The sequence below is a fragment of the Chitinophaga sp. genome, assembly GCF_039596155.1.
Classification (GTDB): Bacteria; Bacteroidota; Bacteroidia; order Chitinophagales; family Chitinophagaceae; genus Chitinophaga.
Window position 1 is genome coordinate 81,521 of record NZ_JBCNKF010000022.1, and the last position, 21,653, is coordinate 103,173.

Here is a 21,653-nt window from a genome sequence, read left to right on the forward strand (position 1 = left end):
TTACTATATAAAAAAAGCATCTGTCTGAGACAGATGCTTTTTTTATATAAGTATTACACTCGATCTTATTTATTCGCTAACCGGCCATTTACCTTTGAAGCTGTCATTCCAATCAGATCATTCATCACATTCACCGCTTCATCCAGGTAAATATCCTTCTGCCTGAATTTCAACCAATCTTTATTACGAGCCAGTTTGGACGTATCGTTCCCGATCTTATCCAGATCTACCTTCAGGCTGGTAATGTCCAGTTCCTTCACTTTGTCATTGACTGAATCATAGCGTTTCAGGGCATTAGCGTTATTCTTTTGCTCAGTTTTATAAGTCTGATAATTCAGGGAATAACTTTCCTGCGCGTCCATTTTCTTCAGGGTAGCGATATTTTCATTCATTGTCCTGAAGGCTTCGTTGGCAGCCAGGCGTTTTTCGCTATTCGCTTTCAACGCAGCAACTGGTACCGGATCTACCCATGGAGTGAAGTTAGCCTTCGGAATTTCGTCCCAGTTCAAAGCATCCTTATCCTTACGCTCAGCCACTTCATAATATGGATCCGGCAGAACGATATCGGAATTTACACCTTTCAGCTGGGTAGAACCTCCATTTGCACGGTAGAACTTCTGCTGTGTCAGTTTGATAGCACCCAGCGGTCCTAATTCTTTATTGGAATAGAACTCATCCAGGCTGAACATACGCTGCACGGTACCTTTACCATAAGTAGAGTTACTACCAATAATTACCGCACGTTTGTAATCCTGCATAGCAGCTGCCATGATTTCGGAAGCCGAAGCACTATACTCGTTCACCATAATGGCCAGCGGACCTCCATATTGTACACTTTTATCACGGTCACGCAATACCATTGGATCGCCGGTACGTGATTTCACCTGTACAATCGGGCCATCCGGAATGAACAGACCAGCCATTTGTACCACATCCTGCAGGGAACCACCACCGTTAAAGCGGAGATCGAGAATGATACCTTCTACATTTTCAGCCTTCAGCTTAGTAATTTCCTTTGCCACATCTTCTGCACAGCGGGCTCCGTTTCTGTCCTGGAAGTCTGCATAGAACTCAGGCAGGTAGATGTAACCAATTTTATGTTGACCACCGATAATTGCAGATTTAGCAAATGTTTCATCCAATACGATCTCATCACGTACAATAGAAACATCTTTTATAGTACCATCTACACTCTTCACTGTCAGCTTTACCACGGTACCTTTTTCACCTCTGATCACCTTCACGGCATCTTCCACTGCGTATCCGGTAATGTCCAGCGGTTCCTTATCACCCTGTGCCACTTTCAGGATCACATCATTTGCCTTCAGGTTACCTTCTTTCCAGCTTGGACTACCAGTTACAATGCTTACGATCTTGATCTTTCCGTCTTCTTCACGCAACTGTGCACCGATACCAAAGAATTTACCTGCCATCTGCTCTTCGAACGCTCTCTTTTCATCAGGAGGGAAGAAGTCAGTATGCGGATCCATGGTAGCTGTAATGCTGTTTACATAAGTACTGAAGCGCTCATTGTCATTCTGTCTGTTCTTCAGGCGATCAAAGTAGCGATCATACACCTGTTTTACCTTTGCACGTGCTTCGGCTTCCAGCTGAGCATCAGTTTTTGCCTTTGCAGTATCTTTCTTATCCTGCTTATCGCGGGCTTCTACCAGTTCAGAATATTTTTCCAGGGTACGATACTTCAGCACCTTTCGCCACGCTTCTTTACGGGCAGCTTCGTCTGCAGGATAGTCAACCTTATCAGGATCAAGGGTCACCTTTTCTTCTTTAGAGAAGTCAAAAGGTTTAGCCAGGATTTCAGGATAAAGTGCCGCTGCCTCAGCAACACGTTTCTTGATCAGATCATTGATTGCATTGAAACAATCCAGGGGTTCACCCATCAGCTCATTATCAATGTGAGTAGACAATGGCTTGAGGTTCTCGATATCACTCTTCAGAAAGAATTTCTTTTCACTGTCCAGGTTCTTGAGGAACTTGTCAAAGACTTCCTTTGAAAATTTATCGTCTATAGCCTTCGGCTGATAGTGCCCGTCTTTTAATATTTGCCCAACCAGACCAATGATTACTTCATTTTTGCCAGGGGGGTCTTCTTTACGCAGTTTGCTGAAAGCCAATACTCCCATCGAGATGGTGATCAGCATAACTGGTATAATCACTTTCATTCTTCTCATAGAAAATCCTAATTGAACATCATCAAATATAGCATAAAATTGCCCATTGTGCTAGAATGGCAGCTTTCTTTTAACAAAAGATTGAGAAAGGGTAATGTAGCATAGGCGCTATTTTAAAGGAGCTGGTGGCCACATTCAACATGATTATTTGCTACTAAAACCAGACCAATGTCTTATAAAATTAAGCTTCCTTGTTGAATTTAACGATACCGCTTATCAGTTAAAATCCACGCATTTATTCAAATTATATATTTTTGCGGTGGTTTTAAAACTGATTACGTGGATAATCCGGCTCAAACAAATAGCAAGAACGACCCTTACGCTTCGCTTCGTCTTCCTGAATTTAACTACTACCTCATTATTCGATTCGCCCTTGTTTTCGCGCTTACAATGCAGTTTATTGTCATTGAGTGGAAAGTAAATCTGCTTTCTAACCATGATCCTTTTGCACTTGGTCTCATAGGCCTTGCCGAAGTCATCCCGGCAGTACTGCTGGCGCCTTTTGCGGGACACATTGTAGATAAAAGAGAAAAAAGAGGTATCCTGCTCAGGTGCGTATTCGCCTATGTCATCATTGGTACCGGGCTGTTCTTCCTTACATGGGATAAAGCCGTAGCAGGGTACGATACTCATCATATCCTCATGGCCATTTATGGACTGGTGTTCTGCGGAGGTATTATCCGTGCCTTTGTAAGCCCGGCCAACTTCTCCCTGCAAGGTCTGATTGTACCACGCGCCTTATATGCCAATGCCTCTACCTGGGCCAGTAGTGCCTGGCAGATAGGTAGTATGGCAGGTCCGGCCCTGGGTGGCTTGCTGGTATATGCCATTGGTGTACACTGGTCTATGCTGCTCGTGGTAGCTGTGTTCTTGCTGCCACTGTTCAGCCTCATCATGATCAAACCCAAACCGGTACATTATGCAGCCAAAGGTGAGACCTTTATAGATGGACTGACCAAAGGAATGCGCTTTGTATGGAACACCAAAGTGGTATTGAATGCCATGGCACTGGATATGTTTGCAGTACTGTTCGGCGGTGCGGTAGCCATGTTGCCCGTATTTGCCTCCGATGTATTGCATGCAGGGGCACTTGAATTTGGTCTGCTTAGATCTGCGGTCGCTTTAGGCTCATTGGTGACGATGTTTATACTGGCTTACAAGCCATTGGTACATAAACCCGGTATCAAACTGCTGGCGGCTGTATTCGGTTTCGGTATCTGCATTATTGTATTCGGTTTGTCCAAAAACTTCTACCTGTCTTTCTTCGCTTTATTGCTGAGTGGTACACTCGATGCAATCAGTGTGATTATCCGTCAGACTATCCTGCAATTAAAAACACCGGACGAAATGAGGGGTCGTGTGGCAGCGGTCAGCTCCATGTTCGTAGGTTCTTCCAATGAGCTGGGCGCTTTTGAAAGTGGATTTATGGCCCGCATGATGGGACTGGTGCCATCTGTCGTGTTTGGTGGATGTGTAACACTGGGAGTAGTGATCACTACCTATATCATCTCGCCGGCGATGCGAAAACTTGATCTAAAGGCATAAAGAGAGTTACCTGCGAAACATCATTATTTCACTATATCCCGCAACTTCTCTAACACGTAAAAGACCGCAGGACAAATGGTACTATTCAGGTAAGTAGTATTGGGCCGCTTCACAAACTCAATACTATCTGTATAGGGATAGTTCTCACAGTCACCCGGCCTTACATCGTAGATACTACAATAGTTATCCGCACCTAAAAATGGGCAGGGACTGCTCTTCACCACGTAGTCCCCATCTTCGTCCAATCGCAGGTAAGTTTCAATGAACGCCGATTCCCGCATACCCAGGTACCTGGAAATGCGCTTTAAATCCGGCGTTTTGAACCTTGGACTGATCGATTTACAACAACCTGCACATTGCAGACAATCGATGTGGCTAAAAGCCTCCTCATGCAGGTCTGGCAGTAGCTTATCCACCCCCCTCCCCTTCTTGGTCTGTAGCTTTTGCAGAAACTGTTTATTGGCTTTTTGCTGCTCCGTGGCCCGCTGCTTCCAGTTATTTAGTGATGCATCCATTTGCTGCAAAGGTAATATTCTCCCACTTACGACAATCATGTGACAATTCCCGGAAATATACATCCCCAATTATCACCACAATTTCCACAAGCCTCCGGCAGGTTTGGCTATTGCTAAAAAACAGAATACCTTTGCACATTCTTATTATCATACCTGCTTTCACATCATGAATCTTTTTGATATACAACAAAATGAGTTTGTAGGTCGGCACATTGGACCTAACGAAACAGAGACCAACCACATGCTGGAGACCATCGGTGTTTCTTCGCTGGAAGCATTAATCAGCAAGACCGTACCAGGTGCAATCCGTATGAACCACCCGCTGGCAGTACCTGCGGCAATGAGTGAAAGTGATTATCTCCGTCATCTCAAGGAAGTATCGCTTAAAAACGAGGTATTCCGGAACTACATCGGTCAGGGATACTACGACACCATCACACCAAGTGTGATCCTGCGCAACATCTTCGAGAATCCAGGGTGGTATACCCAGTATACGCCTTACCAGGCAGAGATCTCCCAGGGTCGTCTGGAAAGTTTACTGAACTACCAGACAATGGTCAGCGACCTGACGGGTCTCCCAATCGCTAATGCATCCCTGCTGGATGAGGCAACAGCTGCAGCCGAAGCCATGAGCATGTTCTTCAGCGCACTGAACAAAGACCACGACAAACTGGCCCGTCCTAAATTCTTTGTGGACGTTAATGTGTTCGCACAAACAAAAGATGTAATTATCACCCGTGCTACTCCGCTCAACATCGAAGTAGTAACCGGCGACTATAAAACAGCTGCGATCGATGAAACCTACTTTGGTGCATTGGTGCAGTACCCTAACAGCTTTGGTGCTGTTGAAGATTACCAGGCCTTTATCCGGAAAGTACACACTGCCGGTGCATATGTAGCCATGGCTACCGATCTGCTGGCACTTACCATCCTCACCTCTCCGGGTGAACTGGGTGCTGATGCTGCATTAGGGTCCGCACAGCGCTTTGGTGTACCATTAGGCTTTGGTGGTCCACACGCCGCTTTCTTCGCTGTCAAAGATGAGTTCAAACGCGCTATCCCAGGCCGTATTATCGGGGTGAGTGTAGATGCACAGGGCAACCGCGCGCTGCGTATGGCACTGCAAACCCGTGAGCAGCACATCAAACGTGAAAAAGCAACCTCCAATATCTGTACCGCACAGGCATTGCTGGCAAACATGGCAGCAATGTACGCAGTATACCACGGACCTGCAGGTCTGAAAAATATCGCTACCCGCGTAGCCATCCTCGCCAAAGCGCTGGGTGCTGCCCTGCAGGCTAAAGGATATACACTCGCAGCCAATAGCTATTTTGATACTATCGAAGTCGCAGTAAAAGCAGTGACTGACATCCAGGCAAAAGCAGCAGGAAAAGGTATCAACTTCTTCTATCCAGGTGCTGATAAGGTGATCATCTCCCTCGATGAAACCACTACCATCCAGGATGTGAATGATATTCTCTCCATCTTCGATGCAGGCAGCCTGTCCGCAGACGGTAACAACCTGACTGCTACTGCCGTTCCTGCAGAACTGGTACGTACTTCCGAATACCTTACACATCCTGTATTTAACAGTCATCACAGTGAGTCTCAGATGATGCGTTATATCAAGATGCTTGAAAATAAAGACCTTTCTCTCAATACTTCCATGATCTCTCTGGGTAGCTGTACCATGAAGCTGAACGCTGCAACAGAAATGATTCCTTTGAGCTGGTCTCACTGGAGCAGGATCCACCCATTTGCGCCTAAAGCGCAGACCGGTGGCTACCAGCAGATTGTAGATGAACTGGGTGAATACCTCTGTAAGATCACGGCGTTTGATGCCTGCAGCCTGCAGCCAAACAGTGGCGCACAGGGTGAATATGCCGGTCTGCTCGTGATACGCGACTATCACAAAAGCAGAAATGAAGAACATCGTAATGTAATGCTGATCCCTATCTCCGCTCACGGTACCAACCCTGCATCTGCAGTAATGGCCGGCTTTAAAGTGGTAGTAGTAAAAGCACTGGAAAATGGTTATATCGATGTAACCGACCTGAAGGCAAAAGCTGCACAATATGCAGAAAACCTGGCCGGTATCATGATCACCTACCCTTCCACTTACGGTATCTATGAAGAAAGCGTAAAAGACATCTGCGCAACCGTTCACGAATTCGGTGGCCAGGTATATATGGATGGTGCCAACATGAACGCACAGGTAGGCTTAACCGCTCCGGGTCTAATCGGTGCCGACGTTTGTCACCTGAACCTGCACAAAACGTTTGCAATTCCGCACGGTGGTGGCGGTCCCGGCATGGGTCCGATCTGCGTGGCCAAACACCTTGCTCCTTACCTGCCCGGTCACGTTAGCCTGAATGATGGTAAAGTGTCAAATGCAGTATCAGCAGCGCCTTATGGCTCCGCCAGTATCCTGCTCATTTCATACGCATACATTCGTCTTTTAGGAGCAGAAGGCCTGAAGAAAGCATCTGAAAATGCTATCCTCAATGCCAACTACATGAAAGCTCGTCTGGAAAAATCATTCGAAATCCTTTACAGTGGTAGTAATGGTACCTGTGCACACGAATTCATCGTGGACCTCCGACCATTCAAGGTAACCGCCGGTGTAGAAGCAGAAGATGTGGCAAAACGCCTGATGGACTATGGTTTCCATGCTCCAACCATGAGCTTCCCTGTACCAGGTACCATCATGATCGAGCCTACTGAAAGTGAGGATAAAGCAGAACTGGATCGCTTCTGCGATGCACTGCTGGCTATCCGCGCAGAAATCAGTGCGGTTGAAACAGGCAAAGCCGACAAGGCAAACAACGTATTGAAGCATGCTCCTCATACTCAGTTCGTTATCACTACCGATGAGTGGAACCGTCCTTACGGCCGCCAACAGGCAGCTTATCCGCTGGAATATGTGAGACTCAATAAGTTCTGGCCATCTGTAAGCCGTGTAAACAATACACATGGCGACAGAAACCTGATCTGTACCTGCGAGCCGGTGAGCGCTTACGCAGAAGCAGAAGCTTAAGAGAAAAATTAATTTATACGCAAACGGCTAAAAGCGAATGCTTTTAGCCGTTTTTTTATTTACACATGAGAAAAACCTGCTACTTTTTTATTCACATACATACTAAAAGCGCTTTCTGATCGTATTAAGACTTAATTATATTTAGAAAAATTTTAAATATATTAGAAATAAGAAAAAACCATATCTATGCAGGACTACTCTTTTATGACCATCGAGGAGATCTTCCTCCTTCAGGATGCGTTGAAAAAGAACAAAAGGCAAATCCTAAAATTTATTTTGATTGGCCTCACTATTGTGCTCATCGCAGCTTACGTGCCTCAATTCTTCCTCAAAAGAAGGTATTCCGAAGAAGAAATCGACGCAACAATGTTCAGTTACCGGAATACCTGGTTCTGGGTATGGCTGCTGTCCTTTGTTCTTGTACTCATCTTCGCACTGATCAAAGTGACTGATGTACGGTACTTTACAATTAAGAAAGACCTCACACTTCTTCAGAAAGGACAGATCAAAGTACCGCTGGAGCATGTTTACCAGGGTAACAACGATCTGATGACCAGCTTTATCGTAAAACAGGAAGGGGTAAGAAAGCGGAAACGACTCTTCTACTGGATGCGCGGCCGCCTGGACGATTACAGGTCAGGGCAGGAAGTTGAGATCATATACGGTCGTTATTCCCGCGTCATTCTCAATATCAGCAAAGCCTGATCCTTCCTAAAAACAACCATATCATTTGCATGTAGCTTTCATTTTTACAAAACATAACAGGGGCAACAGGTACACTGTCTGCCCCGTTTTTTTTATTAGCCTGCCTTCTTCAATGATTAAGCCGGTTCCGGCCATTCCTGTCAGCCGCAGATACCTGGAACCTGAGATCAAAGTATCCATAACAGCGTGGCTCCGGGAAGAAATTGCAAAATGAGTCACTACCTTTTTTTATACCTTTGGACGCACTTAGATTCAATGCCTTATGAATATTGAACAGTTTCGTGATTTTTGCCTCGCCCTGCCCGGTGTCACCGAAGAGTTTCCATTTGGTGAAGAGACACTCGTATATAAGGTGATGGGAAAACTATTTACACTGACAAACCTTGATACCTTCGAAAGTATCAACCTCAAATGCGATCCTGAAATTGCCATAGAGCTGCGGGAGCGCTATGACGGTGTCTCTCCGGGGTATCATATGAACAAGAAACACTGGAATACAGTCGATATACACGCCGGCATTTCTGATAAACTGATCTACCAGTGGATCAGGGATTCATATGACCTGGTTGTAAGTTCACTGCCCAAAAAAGCAAAAGAAGAATTGAAAAATATATAAGCTTATGAAACGGATCTTATGGCTGCTTGTGGTGATTATTGTCTTTCAATCAAAGGCAAAAGCTATCAATGCAGATTCCCTGTGGATGTACGAACATTACACAAAGAAAGAAGTATATATTCCTATGCGGGATGGTGTAAAACTGTTTACAGCTATTTACATACCTAAAGACAACGCAGAAAAACATCCTTTCCTGATGACACGTACTCCCTATTCCTGCTCACCTTACGGCGAAAAGGAATACAGACCTTTCTATGCAAGGTATACCAATGCATATCTGCACGAGGGGTATATAATGGTCATACAGGACGTGCGTGGTCGTTGGATGAGCGAAGGTACCTTTATGGATATTCGTCCTTATAATCCGGCTAAAAAAGGAAAAAATGAGATCGATGAGGCCAGTGATACCTACGATACTATCGACTGGCTCGTAAAGAACATTGCCAACAACAATGGTAAAGTGGGCGTATTCGGTACTTCCTATCCTGGTTTCTATAGCACCATGGCGGCTTTAAGTGGTCACCCTGCCCTGAAAGCTGTAAGTCCCCAGGCACCGGTTACTGACTGGTACCACGGAGATGACTTCCACCACAATGGCGCATTCTTCATAGCCGATGCATTCTCCTTCTATACAAGTTTCGGTCAGCCAAGACCTAAACCTACCACCGTTGGCCCGGAAGGTTTTAAATACTTTACCACCGAAGATAATTATGAGTTCTATCTCAAAACAGGGGCGTTGTCTAATTTCTCCAAACTGATGGGCGATAGCATCGCTTTCTGGAATGACCTTATGAATCATGGAGACTACGATGCATGGTGGAAAGCCCGGGATGTAAGACAATACCTGAAAAATATCCAGCCGGCAATACTGACGGTAGGTGGCGTATTCGATGCGGAAGATTGTTTCGGTGCATGGAATACCTACAAAGCAATTGAGAAGCTGAGCCCTGATGCCAGCAACAGGATCGTAATGGGCCCATGGTACCATGGCCAGTGGGGTAGCAACGATGGTACACATCTGGGAAATGTTCATTTCGGTAGCAACACCTCTGCATATTATCAGCAAAATATCGAAATTCCTTTCTTCAACTATTACCTGAAAGGTAAAGGGGCAGCCCCTGATATCGCAGAAGCAACCGTATTTTTCACCGGCGAAAACGAATGGCGCAAATTCCAGCAGTGGCCTCCTGCCAACGTTCAGCAAAAGTCTATCTACCTGCAGTCAGATGGGAAACTGGACTTCTCCAAACCACTGAATGGCGGCAGCTTCTCTGAATATGTAAGTGATCCGGCCAGACCAGTACCTTACACACAGGACATACATTTCTACCGTACCATCAATTACATGACAGACGATCAACGTTTTGCTGAACGCCGTCCGGATGTAGCTACCTTTTCAACAGAAGTGCTGACTGATGACATTACCCTCGCTGGTCCGCTGACCGCGAAACTGGTGGTGAGCACCAGCGGAACAGATGCTGACTTCATTGTAAAACTGATTGATGTGTTCCCTTATGACTTCAAATACGAAAGCAAGGCACAGAGCGAACACTACAGAGTACCTTCTTCTACTTATCCGATGGGTGGTTATGAAATGCTGGTTAGAGGAGAGATCATGAGAGGTAAGTACAGGGAAAGTTTTGAAAAACCAGTGCCATTCACTCCAGATGCACCTGCCAATGTAGACTTTACCCTCCCTGATGTAGCGCATACGTTCAAAAAAGGACACAAAATCATGGTACAGGTACAGAGCAGCTGGTTCCCACTGGTGGATCGTAATCCACAGGTATTTACAGATATCTATCACGCTACAGACAAGGATTTTAAGAAGGCGACCATACGCATTTTCCATGATGCAGGCCATCCATCCGCGATAGAATTGCCGGTGTTGAAATAAAATTTAACTTGCGGGCGTTCAAATATGTAAATTTCGTAAGTCCATTACCATTGATAACTACTATTTTATGATCAGAAAAGCCCTTCTACTGGGAGCACTCGGCGTCATTTCCCTGAATGGATTTGCGCAAAAAAAATCTAAAAAGAACAAAGGCAAGGAACAAACTGTTGTTCCTGTGGCCCCTTTATTGCAGACTAAAATCGATACTGTAAGCTACGGCCTCGGACAGGACATCGGCAATACCCTGAAAACACAGGGTTTGGAAAACGTGAACCTGAACGTGCTGAAACATGCGATTGAAGATGCAATGAAGGATACATCATTACTAGCAAAAGAAGTAGCAAATATGAGTATCAGTAATTATCTCCAACAGATAAAAGCGGAAAAGATGCAAAAGAACAAAGAAGCAGGTGAAAAATTCCTGGCAGAGAATAAGACTAAACCAGGCGTGGTAACACTGCCAAGTGGTTTACAATACCAGATCCTGAAGGAAGGTAATGGCCCAAAACCTACCGCCGCAGATAAGGTAAAAACACATTATCATGGTACTTTGATCGACGGTACCGTGTTCGATAGTTCTGTAGAAAGAGGTCAGCCAATCTCCTTCCCGGTGGGTGGCGTGATCAAAGGCTGGACAGAGGCACTGCAGCTGATGCCGGTGGGTTCTAAATGGAGATTATTTATACCTTCCGATTTAGCTTATGGCGAGCGCCAGGCAGGACCAAAAATCGGCCCGAACAGTGCGTTGATTTTTGATGTGGAACTGCTGGATATCGAAAAATAAGAAATCCGAATGATCACTTTTTTTAAAGGCCGGTTCATGGTGAACCGGCCTTTTTCATTCTCTTGTATCTCTTGTCTATGAAGGCTTTCGTAGAAATAATTGATTTTTTATTCCCACGTGGAGCACACAAAAAAGCCTTCTTAGTTAAGAAGGCTTTTTGTAAAAAACTTATTTCCAGATCCTCGGACTCCTTTGCTCTACCATCATCAAATCCGCCAGCGCCATCGCCGCCACCGCTTCTAACACCACCGGCACCCGCAGCGCTATACACAGATCATGTCTCCCCTTCACACTAAACGATTCTACTTCTCCACTCCTGATATTCAGTGTATGCTGCTCCTTCGGGGTACTCGACGTTGGTTTCACTGCCACACGGAACACCAGCGGATTCCCGTTAGTGATCCCTCCTACCACACCACCGGCATTATTCGTCGCCGTCTTCCCACTGGCATCCAATATCGCATCATTATGCTCTATTCCCTTCATCTTCGCGGCCGCAAAACCTGCACCGAACTCAATCCCTTTTATAGCCGGAATAGCAAACACCGCATGTGCAATAGTAGACTCCACTGAATCAAAAAACGGTTCCCCCAATCCTATTGGTAACCCTTCCACCACACACTCTACTATACCACCCACAGAATCCTTCGCAGCAATCGCCGCTTCCAGCCCCTGCTCAGCATCCGGTAATCCCGCTACCTCTTTCAGGGTAGCCTTTACCTGAATGCTATCACCCAGTATCTTCTTGGCGATCACGCCCGCCGCTACCAGGTTCAGTGTGAGTCTTCCGCTAAAGTGACCACCGCCACGGTAATCCTCAAAGCCACCATACTTATGGGTAGCCACAAAATCCGCATGGCCGGGACGTGGAAACTCACGCAGCTTCTCATAGTCTGTACTACGCGTGTTATTGTTTTCAAACAAAATTGTAATCGGCGCACCAGTAGTATGGTCATTGAAAACGCCTGATTTAATGTAAGGCAGATCATCTTCCTTACGGGGTGTGGTGCCTTTGGCACCCGCCTTGCGCCTGTCCAGGTCTGGCAGGAAATCTTCCTGCTTCAGCGGAATACCTGCCGGTACACCGTCTATGTTCACGCCTACACTAGCGCCATGCGACTCACCGAAAACATTCACCCGGAATAATCTACCGAAACTGTTCATTAGTATGCTGATTTATCAATGTCGTGTTAATGTACCTGACTGGTGGCTCCTTCCTTTTTTACAACACCACCTAACTTCTGCAAATGTTCGTAAAATTCAGGATAAGATTTGTTAATCGCCTCCGCATCTTCAATCACTACCGGACCACTCGCAGTCAGTGCAGCTACTGCACATGCCATAGCAATCCTGTGATCATTGTGAGATTTTACAGTACCACCGGTGATACCAGTACCACCATGCACCAGCATTTCATCTCCATGCAGTTCTATGCTGATACCCAGTTTACCAAATTCCTCCTGTAAGGTTTTACCACGGTCACTTTCCTTGTGCGCCAGTCTGCTCACACCCAGGATCTTCGTAGTACCTTCACAATTAGCCGCTAAAGCTACCAGTGGAGGAAACAGATCAGGACAATCGGTCGCATCGAAATCAAAGGCTTTCAGCTGCTGTTTTTCCACATTCACCGTGAATACACCTGACATGAGACCAGTACCTGCCTTCTCCAGTGCTTCCAGAATCGCTTTATCAGATTGTGCAGATTGTGTATTGAGATGGTGTACTTCTGCCTTGCCAGCTACTGCTGCCGCCACCAGCAGGAATGCAGCACCACTCCAATCTCCCTCTACAGTATACTCGCCGGCTTTATAGGCCTGCTTTTTACCAAAATGGAATTGCTCAAAGCGTTCCTCTTTCACCTGTACACCAAACTGCTCCATGAGTTGCAGGGTAAGGGCGATATATGGTTTGCTCTTCAGATCTTTTACCGTAATGGTTACATCCTCTGCTACAGCACCAAAGGCCATTAATAAGCCCGTTAAAAACTGTGAACTGAGTGACCCATCGATCGTAATATTCTTCGCCTGTAATGGGCCCTGAATATGCAAAGGCAGCTTGCCCTCGCGGGTGCTGATCTTTACACCTACCTGTGGTAAGACTTCTTCGAAGAAGTTCATAGGGCGGGTGGTCAGACTACCATGACCATTGATGGTAATAGGTAGTGCAGAAAGAGAGGCTATTGGGGTAAACATGCGGATACCCAGCCCGGATTCTCCACAGTTGATTTCGTTATCAGCAGATTGTACCGGGTGTATTCCATGGCTGGTGATCTCGATATAATCTTCCTGGCGGTTGATAGTTGCACCCAGTTTGCTGGCTACATCCAGTGCTGCGAGACAGTCATTGCTTAACCCCGGATTCCGGATAATGCTTTTTCCATTGCTCAGCAACGCTGCCGCTACTGCCCTCTGCATAGCGCTTTTGGAAGGATTGGCTGTTACGGTGCCATTGATGCTGCCGGGTAATATTGTTACTTGCATGTGTGTGTTTGGTTGTTTATAGCTCCTCCAGCAACTGCTTCAGCGTTGCCAGCGGTACAGCCTTTGTATGCGCGCTACCTAATTGTTCCAGCAGCACAAAATTGATCGCATCCTTTTCCCTTTTCTTATCCATTTTGAAGATGTTGTACATCTCTTCTTTGTTCGATGTCAGGGTCACCGGCAACTGGTAATCATTGATCAACCTGATCAACCGGTTAGTTTGTTCCACTGGCAAAGCAGAGAGCTTCTCCGAGATCTTGGCGGCTGCCACCATCCCGATAGCTACAGCTTTTCCGTGGGCGATGTTCTCTATTTTTTCTACTGCATGTCCCAGGGTATGGCCGAAGTTGAGCCAGCGACGTACACTCTGCTCAAATTCATCTTCCAGTACCACTTTGGTTTTCAGCTCTACAGAGCGTTCTACCAGGTATTCCAGCACGGCTACATCCTTCTGCATAGCCTTCTCCCGGTTTTCTTCCAGGTAGGTGAACAGGCTTGCATCCAGGATGCAGGCATACTTGATGATCTCCGCAAAACCGTTATGCCACTCTTCGTCAGGCATGGTCAGTGGCAATGTGTAGTCAAACAGGATAAACTCAGGCTGCCTTGTAGTGCCCAGCATGTTCTTATGTTTACCATGGTTGATACCATTCTTGCCACCAATAGAGGCATCTACCTGTGCGAGCAAGGTGGTAGGCACAAAACCTACCGGCATCCCACGCATATATATGCTGGCGGCATAACCGGTTAAATCCGTGGTCATGCCACCGCCTATACCAATGAGCATAGTCTTGCGGTCAGCTTCCAGCTCTATGAGCCCGTCAATGATCTGTTCGAGTACTTCCTCACTTTTATTCTCTTCTCCATCCGGAATCACCAGCTTTCTCCAACCCTGCAATTTCATTCCGTGGTGTTTATCCACATTCTCATCCACTACCAGCACGGTACGGGATGGATCGGCGTAATTGCCCAGCTGGTAGAGGCTTTCTCCCAGGTAATATTTGGTAGCACTATGCTGGAACTGGTAAGATAATGTTCTCATATATAATTTATGGTTGTGCCTGATAATTCAGGACGCCACTATTTGCCTTCGTTCATTACTCTGTTCTGCCTGTTGATTGACTCCAGGTGAACTGCATCGAAGTATTTCAGGATGAAATCTTTGGTCAGACCCAGTTTATCACCTTTAGCAATACCACGCTCCAGGATCTCATTCCAGCGGTTCGTCTGCAGAATGGTCACGTTGTTCTCTTTCTTGTAAAGACCGATCTTCTCAGCAATCTTCATACGGTTACCGAGCAACAGCAGGATTTCATCATCGATCTGGTTGATCTGACCACGCAGTTTATCGAGTGCAGAGTTGAATTCTTTTACATCTGTACGTTCATGGCGCCATTTGATACCATCCAAAATTTCTGCCAGTCTTTCAGGAGTCACCTGTTGTTTCGCATCGCTCCACGCTTTGTCCGGATCGATGTGAGACTCCAGCATCAGACCATCGTAATCCAGGTCGATAGCTTCCTGACCAATTTCCTGCAGAATGTCACGACGACCACCAATGTGGCTTGGATCGCACACGATAGGCAGCTCTGGCATACGACGCTTCATTTCGATGGGCAGGTGCCACATCGGCGCATTACGGTATTCAGTATTGCCATAGCTGGAGAAACCACGGTGAATCAGACCAATCTTGGTGATACCCGCATTACGCACACGCTCTACAGCACCTACCCACAGTTCCAGGTCAGGGTTGATCGGGTTCTTGATCAGTACAGTTGTATCCACACCTTTCAGTGCATCCGCTACTTCCTGTACAGAGAAAGGGTTTACAGTGGTACGTGCACCAATCCACAGGATATCTACATCATGTGCCAGTGCTTCTTCTACCTGCTGTTTGGTCGCTACTTCTACAGCTACCGGCAAGCCAGTCAGCGCTTTCGCTTTCTGTAACCATGGCAGCCCCTGTACACCAATACCTTCAAAAGAACCCGGACGGGTACGTGGTTTCCAGATACCTGCACGCAGTACATCTACTTTCCCGGTCTTAGCCAGGCGCTGTGCGGTTTCAAGTACCTGCTCTTCAGTTTCTGCACTGCAAGGGCCGGAGATGATCAACGGCTTCTTGTCTGAGCCCGGATCAGAGAATTTTGTGTTGGAGAGTACGTTTGCTAATACCATCGTTGTAGTTTTTTAGTCCACAGACTATAGTCGATAGTCCATAGTGTTTTGATTTGATTATTGGTTTGTTGCTATGAGCCATCGACTATAGCCCACGAACGATTGATTACTTATTTTAAAATCTTCCTGATCTTGTTTGATTTCTGGATCAGTTTATAAAAAGCGTCATAATCTTCATTTTCCAGCAGGTCCTTCATCTGTTGCAGCTGATGAATATGTTCATCCAGTACATCCAGCACGTTATGGCGATTATGCTTAAAGATCGGCACCCACATATCCGGGGAGCTCTTGGCCAGGCGTACCGTAGATTCAAAACCACCACTGGCAAGTTCAAAAATGCGCCCGTGTTCTTTTTCCTTTTGCAGTACTGTCAGCGCCAGGGCAAAGGAGGTGATATGAGAAATGTGCGATACATAGGCCGTATGCAGATCATGCTCTTCCGCATTCATATATACGAGACGCATCTGCAGTTTGTCTACCATATCCTCCACTATTTCCACTGCATCTTCATCGCTGTTTTTCACATCGCACAGCACCATCGTTTTGTTGGTGAAAAGGTTCGGTATGGCTGCTTCGGGGCCGGAATACTCCGTGCCGGCCATCGGGTGGGCGGCTACAAAGCGACCTCTGTGAGGATGACCGGCTACGAGTGTTAATATCTTTTCTTTTGTAGAACCCACATCCATAATCACCTGTTGTGGACCCGCGTTATCAAGAATAGAAGGCAGCACTTTCAGCAGGCCATCTACCGGTATCGCCAGTATAACCAGGGCAGCACGCTGCATGGCTGCTTCCAGGGTGGCTCCCTCATCGATGATGCCGAGCTCCAGGGCCTTTTTAAGATTATCTTCATGCTGGTCTACACCAATGATATGGGTGGCGACACCCTTTGATCTCAGGCTGATGGCCAGTGATCCACCAATTAAACCAGTACCTACTATCGTTACGATCATACGTTTGTCTGTTTATTTAATTGCCCTGATCCTTTGTAACACTTCGTCAAACACTTTCTCATCTTTACAAAGGCTCACTCTTATATACCCGTTACCGTTACTACCAAAGATTCCGCCCGGTGTGATAAATACCTGTGCTTTCTGAAGGATCTCATCCGTTACGGTAAAACCATCTTTTGCAGTGGCCGGTATCTTGGCCCATACGAACATACCTACCTGGTCACGATCGAAAGTACAGTCCAGCAATTCCAGCAGTTCAAATACTTTCCGGCGGCGCCCTGTGTAGATTTCATTCAGCTGTGCATACCACTCAGGACCCAGTTCCAGTGCTTTCACAGCTGCCATTTGCAATGGCTGGAACATACCCGAATCCATATTACTCTTGAAGCGTAAAACCTCGTTAATCCATTCCTGCTTACCCACCAGCATACCTACGCGCCATCCGGCCATGTTAGATGATTTGCTGAGTGAGTTCAGTTCTAATACCACTTCCTTCGCACCTGGTGTCTGCAACAGGCTTTGTGGCTGTGCATTCAGGATAAAGCTGTAAGGATTATCATGGCAGATGAGAATATTATGATCGCTGGCAAATTTGACCAGCTTCTCTGCGAAGGCCGTGTTAAAACGCGCGCCGGTGGGCATATGCGGATAGTTCACCCACATCAGCTTTACCTTGCTCAGGTCTGTTTTAGCCAGTGCATCGAGGTCAGGCAACCATCCGTTCTTTTCTTCCAGATCATAGTCTCTTACAGTAGCACCGCTCAGATTCACTGCAGAACGATAGGTAGGATAACCCGGGTTAGGCACCAGGGCTTCATCCCCTTCCTGCAGGTAGGTCATGCAGATGTGCATGATACCTTCTTTGGAACCGATCAGTGGCAGCACTTCTTTTTCAGGATCCAGGGTCACGCTGTAATAGCGCTGATACCAGCCGGCCATTGCCTGGCGCAATGCAGGAATACCTTTGTAGCCTTGATAGGCATGCGTATCGGGGCGATGAGCATTTTCAGTCAGTGCCTCGATCACAGAAGGATGCGGGGGCAGATCAGGACTACCAATACCAAGGTTGATCACTTTGGCACCAGCCCTGTTCATTTCATCTATTTCTCTCAGCTTTTTGGAGAAGTAGTATTCTTCTGTTTGTTGCAACCTTTTTGCTACCTGTAAGTTCATATCGAATGATTGAGAAATAGAATTATAATGTTTTGCCTTTTTTGTAGATGCCCAGCACCTTCAGATGTTCGGTCAGTGGTGTGATCTTACTAATACCTTTCTGGAAAGTTGCCAGGTCTTCGAATTCGAAATCGGCGTGGAAATAGTAATTCCATTCCTTGGTTGGCATAGGGAAAGACTGCAGTTTGCTCAGGTTGATACCTACATTTGCTACCTGTGTCAGTACTTTTGCCAGTGTACCAGATTCGTGTGACGTCTGGAAGTATACAGATGCCTTGTTGGAGTCTTCCGCAGGTTCTACACCATTTGGAGAGATAACCAGAAAGCGGGTATAGTTGTTCTTGATAGTATGGATGTTCGGTGCAATAATATCCAGTCCATAGATCTCAGCGGCCAGCTTACCCGCAATGGCTGCTGTTGTTTTCAGCTTCTTTGTAGCCACATGTTTTGCACTCAGGGCGGTATCTTCAGTTTCCACCAGCTTCATTTGCGGATACTTATCCAGGAAGTCAGTGCACTGCAGGAGCGCCATATGATGGGAATGTACTTCCCTTACATCCTCCAGGGCAGTACCCGGCAATGCCATCAGGTGCTGCTTGATGTGGAGGTAGATCTCTCCTACTACGTGCAGGTTTGAATTCTTCAGCAGCGTGTAGTTTGGAAGAATACTTCCGGCTATCGAGTTTTCGATGGCCATCACGCCAGCATCAGCTACCTGCGTTTTTACTTTCCTGATCAATTCTGCGAATGAAGCACAACATTCGATCGTAATATCCTTTCCATAGTATCCTTGTGCCGCTATTTGGTGAAAACACCCTTCGAATCCCTGAATTGCGATGTGCATCTTAAATGTGATTTGTTTGTATTTGATAGTTGCTACAACAACTACCGGATAAAATGAAAAAGGGCCCCGGTTGAGCCGGGACCCTTTTAAGTGCAGTTATATGTTTAGTGCATTTTTTACAAAAGAGTCCCGGCCTTTACGACGTAAAAGAAAAAGTAAAAAAAGTAAAAGAAGTAAAGACTGAAACGATGTAACATAGACCAGTTATTAGAAAAAAAGAAGGCCTCCCTGATCAGGAGGCCTCTTTGTTAGTTTCTTTTTATGTTTTAAGTACTACAAACGACCTCCCTAATTCTGGTACCAGAAAAAGTAGAAACCATAAAAGTAACCAAAGGTTGTTTGCTGTATCATACTTGCGTGAATTGCCCAACAAAAATACGTCAGGATTTGAATTGTCCAAGCACTTTTGTAAAAAATTATATTCTTTTCAAAAAACGAACAGAAAATCAACAATTTATTCAAAAATGATACACTTCTGCCCCCTATAGATAAAAAAAAACCGCTCCCCGGTTGGAGAGCGGTATATAAAAAGCCTTTATTTGCTTTACCAGAGAAAGATTAGTGCTTAGCAGCAGTATCTTTTGCAGCAGCAGCAACTGAATCAACAGCAGCCTTTGCAGTATCAGCTTTAGCAGCGATTGAATCGTTAGCAGCGTTTGCTACTGAATCGATAGCCTGAGTAGTTGCAGCAGTTGAATCCTGAGCAGCTTCGCTAGCGCCACCGCCACATGCAGTTACAAATACACCCAGTGCCAGAGCTAAGAAACCAATTTTCAGTGCGTTCTTCATTTTTTTATTTTTTAGGTTTTTTGAAATATTGTTTCTTCTTTATACCAGGTTCAAAGAAAGGTAACCCAGCTTTTTCAGAATTTTTTTAAAAAAATCTCTTTTTTCGGCAAAATGCCCTGTAGTCAAGGTTTTTAATTATATCTTTTATAAGTTTATTTTTTTTTGCCCTACTTTGGGTTACCAAAGCGATATAATAGTATTAATAAGTGAAGCATAATCTGAACATAGAAAGGGATCGGGAATTATTACTGGGACTTGCCCGGAATGACGATAAAGCGCTGTCTACCATCTACGTGGAAAACTTTCCAGCCGTACTCAGGATGGTAATACAGCACAAAGGTTCTGAGGATGATGCAAAAGATCTTTTCCAGGAGGCGATGATCGTACTGTATGAGAAAGCACAGACAAGTGAATTCGATCTCTACAGTAAGCTCAAAACCTATTTATATGCTATCTGCCGCCATCTCTGGCTCAAAAAGCTCCAGTCAGGCAGCTGGCAGCTCTCTCTGCCGGAAGAACTGGAAGAAGTACTACCCGCAGACAACCACATGGAAGACCATGATAAAAAGGACGAACAGTTCCGCATTATGGAAGAATCTATGGGTAACATGGGAGAGCCCTGCAAAACCATCCTGGAAGATTATTATATCAGGAAACTCTCTATGGCAGATATAGCAGAGAAATTCGGGTACACCAATGCTGAAAATGCAAAGAATCAGAAGTACAAGTGCCTGATGCGATTAAAGAAACTCTTTTTTGATAAATATAAATTATAGGGGCCACCACCGGACCCGCAAAGTGGTTTACAGGCGATGAATGATACAAATTTAATACGTGACATTGAACGCTATCTGGAAGGCGATATGAATATGCAGGAAAAAGCTGCATTCGAAGCGCTGTGTCAGACCGACCCGATAGTAAATGAGCAGTTGAAAGCCCATCAGCATATCACGGCACAGCTGGAAAGTTACGGCCGCAGATTGGCGCTACAGGAAAAAATGGACCATATCCATGCTTCCCTCGATATGGATATGCTGCGTGATGCAGCTGCTCCGGCACCAGCCAGGGTCATCTCCTTCCGCAGAAGGCTGCTGACAAACGTTGCCGCCGCTGCATGTATCGCGCTCGTTACCTCACTTACCACCATCGCCCTCATCCAGAAGGCAAACAGACAGAAAACAACTGCACAATATGAGGATGTAAGAAGAGTACTGAACAATATCCAGCGCTCTCAAAACGCCCTCATCAACGATATTAATAATAAGAGGAAAGTACCTGCCAACCCCGGTACTTACGGAGGTACAGGGTTTGCCATTACCGACAACGGATATGTGGTGACCAACTACCATGTAGTAGCAGGTGCCGATTCCATCTACATCCAGAATACAAAAGGTGAAGCTTACAAAGCAACCAGCGTGTTCGAAGACATTTCAAGTGATCTGGCAATTTTAAAGATCACAGACAGCACTTTCAGAAGCCAGCCTATTCCCTATTCCGTAAAATTCCAGAAAGCCCTGCGTGGCGAGAAAGTCTTTACACTGGGTTACCCACGTGATGAGATTGTGTATGGAGAAGGATATATCAGCGCACAGACCGGCTTCAATGGCGACTCTGCCGCTTACCAGGTATCCATCCCTGTCAACCCGGGTAACAGCGGAGCTCCGCTCATGGACGCGAAAGGTGATGTAGTAGGTATCGTAACAGGCAAACAAACGACCGCCGACGGAATTGCCTTCGCCGTAAAATCAGCCCAGCTGAAACGCCTGCTGGAAGAAATGCCGAAAGAGAAAATGGGTAAATGGAATCACAAAAATCGACTGGAAAATCTGCCCCGCGTAGAGCAGATCAGGAAACTGGAAGATTTCGTATATATGGTTAAAGTATACAACTGATAAAATATTTTTTCTATTGGCCTCTGCAACCAAAACGGCCACTCTGGATTCAG

18 protein-coding genes are annotated in these 21,653 nt (G+C 45.9%); 8 read left to right on the top strand and 10 right to left on the bottom strand.

Translation table 11 applies throughout. The annotated features are described in order from the left end of the window. Positions 1–65: 65 nt before the first annotated feature. Positions 66–2,192: a carboxy terminal-processing peptidase gene (locus ABDW33_RS20740; RefSeq protein ID WP_343692013.1), complete on the bottom strand. Its 2,127-nt coding sequence runs from the start codon at positions 2,190–2,192 to the stop codon at positions 66–68. Positions 2,193–2,471: 279 nt separating this feature from the next. Between ABDW33_RS20740 and ABDW33_RS20745 the strand changes: the two genes are divergently transcribed. Beyond that, positions 2,472–3,737, top strand: a complete 1,266-nt coding sequence (locus ABDW33_RS20745; RefSeq protein WP_343692014.1) for an MFS transporter — start codon at positions 2,472–2,474, stop codon at positions 3,735–3,737. Between the two features lie 23 nt (positions 3,738–3,760). On the opposite strand, the gene ABDW33_RS20750 is transcribed toward ABDW33_RS20745, so the two are convergent. Beyond that, entirely contained in the window at positions 3,761–4,252 is a 492-nt protein-coding gene (locus tag ABDW33_RS20750; protein WP_343692015.1) for a YkgJ family cysteine cluster protein, read from the bottom strand. 166 nt (positions 4,253–4,418) lie between these two features. On the opposite strand from ABDW33_RS20750, the gene gcvP reads away from it, so the two are divergent. From gcvP to ABDW33_RS20775, 5 genes are all read left to right on the top strand, one after another. Then, a complete protein-coding gene (gene gcvP, locus ABDW33_RS20755; protein ID WP_343692016.1) occupies positions 4,419–7,289 on the top strand; it encodes an aminomethyl-transferring glycine dehydrogenase in 2,871 nt (956 codons plus the stop codon). Between the two features lie 186 nt (positions 7,290–7,475). Further along, positions 7,476–7,994, top strand: a complete 519-nt coding sequence (locus tag ABDW33_RS20760; RefSeq protein ID WP_343692017.1) for a hypothetical protein — start codon at positions 7,476–7,478, stop codon at positions 7,992–7,994. Between the two features lie 262 nt (positions 7,995–8,256). Further along, the gene (locus ABDW33_RS20765) at positions 8,257–8,610 is read left to right on the top strand and encodes an MmcQ/YjbR family DNA-binding protein (protein ID WP_343692018.1); all 354 of its coding nucleotides are present in this window, start codon (positions 8,257–8,259) and stop codon (positions 8,608–8,610) included. A 4-nt stretch (positions 8,611–8,614) separates the two neighbouring features. After that, positions 8,615–10,507, top strand: coding sequence for a CocE/NonD family hydrolase (locus ABDW33_RS20770; protein WP_343692019.1), 1,893 nt, complete (start codon positions 8,615–8,617; stop codon positions 10,505–10,507). A gap of 67 nt (positions 10,508–10,574) precedes the next feature. Further along, a complete protein-coding gene (locus tag ABDW33_RS20775) occupies positions 10,575–11,291 on the top strand; it encodes an FKBP-type peptidyl-prolyl cis-trans isomerase (protein WP_343692020.1) in 717 nt (238 codons plus the stop codon). A gap of 168 nt (positions 11,292–11,459) precedes the next feature. Here ABDW33_RS20775 and ABDW33_RS20780 read toward each other — a convergent pair whose 3' ends face one another. From ABDW33_RS20780 to ABDW33_RS20815, 8 genes are all read right to left on the bottom strand, one after another. Then, positions 11,460–12,455 carry a chorismate synthase gene (locus ABDW33_RS20780; RefSeq protein WP_343692021.1) on the bottom strand — a complete coding sequence of 332 codons (996 nt, stop codon included), beginning with the start codon at positions 12,453–12,455 and terminating at the stop codon, positions 11,460–11,462. 26 nt (positions 12,456–12,481) lie between these two features. Then, positions 12,482–13,771 (bottom strand): 3-phosphoshikimate 1-carboxyvinyltransferase, encoded by a 1,290-nt coding sequence (gene aroA / locus ABDW33_RS20785; protein ID WP_343692022.1) that lies wholly within the window; start codon positions 13,769–13,771, stop codon positions 12,482–12,484. A 16-nt stretch (positions 13,772–13,787) separates the two neighbouring features. Continuing rightward, positions 13,788–14,813, bottom strand: a complete 1,026-nt coding sequence (aroB, locus tag ABDW33_RS20790) for a 3-dehydroquinate synthase (protein WP_343692023.1) — start codon at positions 14,811–14,813, stop codon at positions 13,788–13,790. A 38-nt stretch (positions 14,814–14,851) separates the two neighbouring features. Next, the gene (locus ABDW33_RS20795; RefSeq protein WP_343692024.1) at positions 14,852–15,949 is read right to left on the bottom strand and encodes a chorismate mutase; all 1,098 of its coding nucleotides are present in this window, start codon (positions 15,947–15,949) and stop codon (positions 14,852–14,854) included. A 110-nt stretch (positions 15,950–16,059) separates the two neighbouring features. Continuing rightward, a complete protein-coding gene (locus ABDW33_RS20800; protein WP_343692025.1) occupies positions 16,060–16,902 on the bottom strand; it encodes a prephenate dehydrogenase in 843 nt (280 codons plus the stop codon). Positions 16,903–16,914: 12 nt separating this feature from the next. After that, positions 16,915–18,075 carry an aminotransferase class I/II-fold pyridoxal phosphate-dependent enzyme gene (locus tag ABDW33_RS20805; RefSeq protein ID WP_343692026.1) on the bottom strand — a complete coding sequence of 387 codons (1,161 nt, stop codon included), beginning with the start codon at positions 18,073–18,075 and terminating at the stop codon, positions 16,915–16,917. A 22-nt stretch (positions 18,076–18,097) separates the two neighbouring features. Beyond that, positions 18,098–18,919 (bottom strand): prephenate dehydratase, encoded by an 822-nt coding sequence (locus ABDW33_RS20810; protein ID WP_343692027.1) that lies wholly within the window; start codon positions 18,917–18,919, stop codon positions 18,098–18,100. 558 nt (positions 18,920–19,477) lie between these two features. Beyond that, positions 19,478–19,708 (bottom strand): hypothetical protein, encoded by a 231-nt coding sequence (locus ABDW33_RS20815; RefSeq protein ID WP_343692028.1) that lies wholly within the window; start codon positions 19,706–19,708, stop codon positions 19,478–19,480. Positions 19,709–19,914: 206 nt separating this feature from the next. On the opposite strand from ABDW33_RS20815, the gene ABDW33_RS20820 reads away from it, so the two are divergent. Further along, complete coding sequence (locus tag ABDW33_RS20820) at positions 19,915–20,484, top strand: sigma-70 family RNA polymerase sigma factor (protein ID WP_343692029.1); 570 nt, start codon at positions 19,915–19,917, stop codon at positions 20,482–20,484. A gap of 36 nt (positions 20,485–20,520) precedes the next feature. After that, entirely contained in the window at positions 20,521–21,600 is a 1,080-nt protein-coding gene (locus tag ABDW33_RS20825) for a S1C family serine protease (RefSeq protein ID WP_343692030.1), read from the top strand. Positions 21,601–21,653: the final 53 nt, after the last annotated feature.